This is a genomic window from Acidovorax sp., assembly GCF_016783915.1.
Classification (GTDB): Bacteria; Pseudomonadota; Gammaproteobacteria; order Burkholderiales; family Burkholderiaceae_C; genus Acidovorax.
Map to the genome: position 1 here is coordinate 1 of NZ_JADHVT010000238.1, position 5,003 is coordinate 5,003.

At 61.7% G+C, this 5,003-nt stretch carries 8 protein-coding genes; 4 read left to right on the forward strand and 4 right to left on the reverse strand.

Translation table 11 applies throughout. The features are described 5' to 3' along the window. Window positions 1-1,336 (forward strand): translocation/assembly module TamB domain-containing protein (locus ISS20_RS23600; RefSeq protein ID WP_291440089.1); only part of this gene is annotated, 1,336 nt, incomplete at its 5' end. Window positions 1,337-1,451: 115 nt separating this feature from the next. Here the strand turns inward: ISS20_RS23600 and ISS20_RS23605 are convergent. From ISS20_RS23605 to ISS20_RS23620, 4 genes are all read right to left on the reverse strand, one after another. After that, window positions 1,452-1,859 carry a hypothetical protein gene (locus ISS20_RS23605; protein WP_291440091.1) on the reverse strand — a complete coding sequence of 136 codons (408 nt, stop codon included), beginning with the start codon at window positions 1,857-1,859 and terminating at the stop codon, window positions 1,452-1,454. Between the two features lie 102 nt (window positions 1,860-1,961). Beyond that, window positions 1,962-2,384: a hypothetical protein gene (locus ISS20_RS23610; protein ID WP_291440092.1), complete on the reverse strand. Its 423-nt coding sequence runs from the start codon at window positions 2,382-2,384 to the stop codon at window positions 1,962-1,964. A 66-nt stretch (window positions 2,385-2,450) separates the two neighbouring features. Continuing rightward, window positions 2,451-2,801: a hypothetical protein gene (locus ISS20_RS23615; protein WP_291440093.1), complete on the reverse strand. Its 351-nt coding sequence runs from the start codon at window positions 2,799-2,801 to the stop codon at window positions 2,451-2,453. Between the two features lie 241 nt (window positions 2,802-3,042). Continuing rightward, entirely contained in the window at window positions 3,043-3,291 is a 249-nt protein-coding gene (locus tag ISS20_RS23620; RefSeq protein WP_291440095.1) for a helix-turn-helix domain-containing protein, read from the reverse strand. A gap of 50 nt (window positions 3,292-3,341) precedes the next feature. Between ISS20_RS23620 and ISS20_RS23625 the strand changes: the two genes are divergently transcribed. The 3 genes from ISS20_RS23625 to ISS20_RS23635 are packed head-to-tail and all read left to right on the forward strand — an operon-like array spanning window position 3,342 to window position 4,935. Next, window positions 3,342-4,112, forward strand: coding sequence for a S24 family peptidase (locus tag ISS20_RS23625; RefSeq protein ID WP_291440097.1), 771 nt, complete (start codon window positions 3,342-3,344; stop codon window positions 4,110-4,112). 9 nt (window positions 4,113-4,121) lie between these two features. Further along, on the forward strand, window positions 4,122-4,646 hold the full coding sequence (locus tag ISS20_RS23630; protein ID WP_291440099.1) for a hypothetical protein: 525 nt from the start codon (window positions 4,122-4,124) through the stop codon (window positions 4,644-4,646). 1 nt (window position 4,647) lies between these two features. After that, window positions 4,648-4,935, forward strand: coding sequence for an HNH endonuclease signature motif containing protein (locus ISS20_RS23635; protein ID WP_291440101.1), 288 nt, complete (start codon window positions 4,648-4,650; stop codon window positions 4,933-4,935). Window positions 4,936-5,003 lie beyond the last annotated feature (68 nt).

The window sequence follows — 5,003 nt, forward strand, 5'->3', positions numbered from 1 at the left end:
GCGCGTGCGCGGCACGCTGGATGCCAGCGCCACCTTGTCGGGCACGCGCGATGCCCCGCGCTGGGCAGGCACTCTGGGGGCCGACGACATGGCGGTGCGGTCGGTAGTCGATGGAGTGGACCTGCAAGGTGGCCGCCTGCGCGCCACGCTGCAGGGCAACCAGCTCAACATCACCGAGTTCCGCCTGCAAGGCGGGCGTGGCAGCAACGCGCGCATCGCAGGCTTCAGCGGCAACCGCACGGCCGCTGCGCAAGACGGCGGCATGCTGACCGCTACCGGCCGCGTGGCCTGGGGCGACAGTGCCACGACAGGCACAGGCCTGTCAGGCATCACCATGTCACTGCAGGCCGAGGCCAAGGCCCTGCAGGTGCTGGTGCGTGCCGACCGGCAGGTCAGCGTGTCGGGCCAGGTGCAGGCGCAATTGCAGCAGGGCCAGATCAGCCTGCGCGGCAACCTCACCACTGACCGCGCCACCATCATCCTGCCCGATGAATCTGCACCCAGCCTGGGATCGGACGTGGTCGTGCGCTCCGCCGCCAAGGACCGTGAAGACCAGGCCAAGGCCCAGGCCGCCGCCAAGGCCAGCCAGGTGGCGGCGCAGGCAGAGACGGCCAAGCCTCCCGACATCGCCATCACCCTCAACCTCGGGCGCGACTTTGCACTGCAGGGCCAGGGCATCACCACCCGGCTGACGGGCGAGGTGGACATCCGCAGCAGCGCCGTGCCCGGCGCACCGCCGCGCGTGACCGGCGAGGTGCGCACCGACCAGGGCCGCTACCGCGCCTGGGGCCAGATGCTGGATGTGGAGACGGGCCTCATCCGCTTCAACGGCCCGTACAACAACCCCTCGCTCGACATCCTGGCGCTGCGCCCCAACATCAGCGTGCGCGCGGGCGTGCAGGTCACCGGCAGCGCGCAGGCGCCACGCGTCACGCTGTATTCCGACCCTGAACTGCCCGATGCCGAAAAGCTGTCGTGGGTGGTGCTGGGCCGCAATGCCTCGGCCGGAGGGGCCGAAGCGGCCGTGCTGCAACAGGCCGCCTTGGCGCTGCTGGGCCGCAACGGCGGCCAAAGCCCCACGGCCAACGCCGCCAGCCGCCTGGGCCTGGACGAAATCGGCTTTCGCGGCGCCACTACGGGTGAGGACGCCAGCGCCGCCGCCCTTACCTTCGGCAAACGCCTGTCCAAAGACCTGTACGTGACCTACGAACGCAGCCTGTCGGGCACGCTGGGCACGCTCTACATCTTTTACGACCTCTCCCGCCGCCTCACCCTGCGCGGGCAGACCGGCGAGAAAAGCGCGGTGGACATCATCTACACCGTGAAATACGACTGAGGTCCAAGCGGCTCAAGAGGCCCGCGCGCGCCACTACAATGCGCGGCTGCCTTGCCTCCTCGTAGTTCAATGGGTCGCTACACTGTAGAAACTGTAGTGCCGTATCACTTTCGTATCAGCGCGGCTTTGACGGCCACGCATCCATCAGGGTTTGGACATCAGAGGCGTGGCCCGTAGCTGCGCCCGCCAGGTCGCTATATCTTCGGACGCACTGATCGAATACGACACTGGCGGTAGTGGCGTACTGATCGACGGCCTCGCGGGAGGCGGTGCGGATTCGACCGGGCACTTCGGCAAGGTCGCCCCGCAGCCCATCAAGCTCGCCACGCAGGCGGTCAGCATCGCGCTTGTTTTGAGCCGAGCGCGCTTCGGCTTTTCTGAGTGCTGCATCAGCGTTCTCCCGGTAGTGTTCAGTGAGGCGGAGGGCGGACTTGGCAGAAGCTGCGATCGCTTCGGCATGTTGGGCCTTGATGCCAGCAATCTGCGCGTCGTAGCGCCATGCCTGCACCTGCCAGGCAAGCACACCGGCCAGAACGGCACCCCCGATGGCGGCGGCTGGCGGTTTTCACCTCTTCCACTGGAGCATTGCGCGCCACCGCCGAAGCATCCGCCACGCTGCCGCGAATCACGAAGTTCTCGACAAATTTGTCAGGCTGCCCTGTGCGGGCTTGGGTTTGGCGAACTGGTCAAACCCGGCGAGTCCGTTGTTCTGGCGGGCGTGCGTGTCTGCGCGCTTGTACAGATCAATCGAGCCGCGCGCCTTCTGCTCCATGAAGTTGATCAGGGCATCCCGGGCTTCTGCGCTCTTGTCGAGGTTTGGAATCGTGCGCTCAATGAATTCGCGGTCTGCGTTGGATGGGTTTGGACCCAGCGTCTTGATGCGGTCCAGCACGAGGGCCGACGCATTGGCGTTGAACAACTCGGACCCCACAAACCCCTTTGGCTTGATGCCTGTCAGGCCGTTGATGATGCTTGCCGCAGCCGTTTTTGCTTGTGCGCCACCGCCCGAGTAAACACCCTTGCTGACGGCATCGCGCAGGTTTTCCACTGTGCTGAGAGCCAGTGCGGAAATGCGGTGGCTGGTTGAGGGGCTTGCGGGGGTTCCAGAGGGTGGTCATGCGGCTGCCTTTGTTGCTTGCATCTCCTCCAACACGGTCAGCTTGGCTTTCCCGGCAATCCACTGCGAGATCAGCGTGTTCCCAACGAATGCCTCGAAAGCCGGGATGTGCTCCGCTGGCAGACTTCTGCGCGACGGCTTGTCGTCCGTTGACAGGTAGTCCGACACATGCGGCGCGTACAAACCCGCCTCGGCGGCAAGCTGGCGCTGTGTGGCGTAGTGCACCCGGCGCAGACGCCACGCCAGCCTTACAGCCTCGCGATACGTTGAGGCCCAGGACACCATGGAAGCCGGTACGGCTGCAGGCGCATCCAAGCGCCCGAGAAGGGGAAGTGCAAGTTGTTCCATCGCTGCCTCGATAGAAAGAAATCAACGAATTACCGGTTGAGTTACCGGTTGCGGTGGGGCAAAAATTTGTTTCATGCAGGACACGAAACAGATCGCCTTTTTGATGCACCCGACCCACACAACCAACACCACGGAGGGCAGCCGGTTGGCGCTTGGCCATGAAGGGGGATGCATCAAAAAGGCCCCTGCCGGAGCAGGAGCAAGCCGTCGTAACAGCGAGGAGGGTTTGGGTTGCCATGGCTCAGGCCGCTTGGGTGGGCTTGGCTTTGCGGGATGGCTTGCGGAGAACGGCCCAATTCACATCGGGGCGGAGTTCTTCGCAGCGAACATTTCCAGAGGTCAGGGCCTCGATTTGTGGGCAGCGCTCAGCAGGAATCGGGCGGTCGCCCTTGGCCCACTGGTTGACAGTCGGAGGCTGAACCCCCATCGCGCGAGCCAGGCTCGCTTGACCGCCAAGCTGTTCTGCGGCCCTGAGAATTGCATTAGACATAGCCTCATTATGAGGCTTGGCCTTATCTCGGTCAATAGGAATTGCCTAACATGTACTGCCTAATCGAAGATAAGGCGATGCTTACAGGCGAACAGCTTGGCGCGGCTATACGCGCCGCCATCGAAAAGAAGGGTGTTTCCAAAGTCGCGGTTGCCGCGTACTTCGGTGTCAAACCGCCGTCCGTTCAGGACTGGATCAACCGGGGGACCATCGGCAAAGAGAAGCTGCCAAAGCTATGGACCTACTTTGCAGATGTGGTTGGCCCAGAACACTGGGGCTTGTCCAGCGCAGAGGCTCCATACCCGACTGATGGGGTCGTGCAATCCGAAATTTCCGTGGGCGGCGTAAACGTCATACCCTCTGCACATTCGTTACAACAAGAAACTAGTGATGTCGTAATCCGCCAGTTTCAAACTGGCGGGTCGATGGGCAAGGGGATCGTTTTGGCAGAGCAACCGGGGGTTATCAAGGAATGGCGCGTATCGGAACGCTGGGCACAAGAGAACGTGCACCGCATCACATCAGTCAAGAACCTGGCTATCGTCACGGGGTTTGGCCCATCAATGCAGCCGCTTTTCAACCCAGGCGACCCGCTGCTGGTTGACCGGGGCATCAACCGCGCAGACGTGGATGGCATCTATTTCTTCCGCGTTGGGGAGGAAGGATTTGTGAAGCAACTCCAGCGCATACCGACTGCGGCTGGCTTGGTGCTGAGGGCCAAAAGCTACAACTCCCTATATGACCCGTTTGACATTGTCGAAGGGATGGATTTCGAGGTGTTTGCGCGCGTCGTAAAAGTGTGGCGCGGAGAAGAGTTTTAGGAGGCAAGTATGAAAATTACATCGCTGTGGATAGTCAAAGCGGCAGGCGCTGTGTTCGCATTGGCGGCAGCCAACCCAGCCGCCGCTGAATGGATCAGCGGCAAAGATGAAGAGGGGTTGCCATTCGCGTATGTGGTTAACGAGAGCCGCAATTTGTTCGGGCAATGGTGCAACAAGGAGGTAGACGCTTGCTTTTGGGTACTGGCAACACAGCGCGGCTGCGAGACTGGGTCGGATGTCCCGGGTGTTATCAACACTGAAAAAGGCTCTGCTGCGATAAGCATGCAATGCCTTGCAACAACAACATTGGACGGCAAGCTATACCATCGGCTTGTCTTATCCCCTTTCGACACAGTGCGGACCGCTCTGCAGGGACAAAAACGGATTGCGCTGGCAATGCCAATGCAAGATGTGAGCTTTGCTGTACTGCGGTTCAACACAACTGGGGCCGATGCCGCTATTGGCCGCATGGAATCCGCTGTACGCATTTACTTCAATACCAACAAAAAGTCGACGAAAGACCAGAGCCTCTGACATGCGCCGCATACAGGGAATCGCTGCAATTCTGCTGACCGCCTGCGCGATTTCCGCAGGAGCCACACAACAGCGCGACCGCGCCCAAGTCCGCGCCTTTCGGGTTGAACATGCGTGTCCATCCACCGGCCAGCATCGCGGCGCCTGCCCCGGCTACCACGTTGACCACATCACGCCGCTATGTGCCGGAGGCCCTGACAGGCCCGACAACATGCAGTGGATCACCAAAGAGAACCACCGGTTTAAGACGCTGGTGGACGTGAAGGAATTCCGCAAGATGCATCGCTAGCCATCTATACGGATTGCATGTGAATTCGGGATACCCGAGGGGCCGGACAAGCAGCTATGCGACTCGCT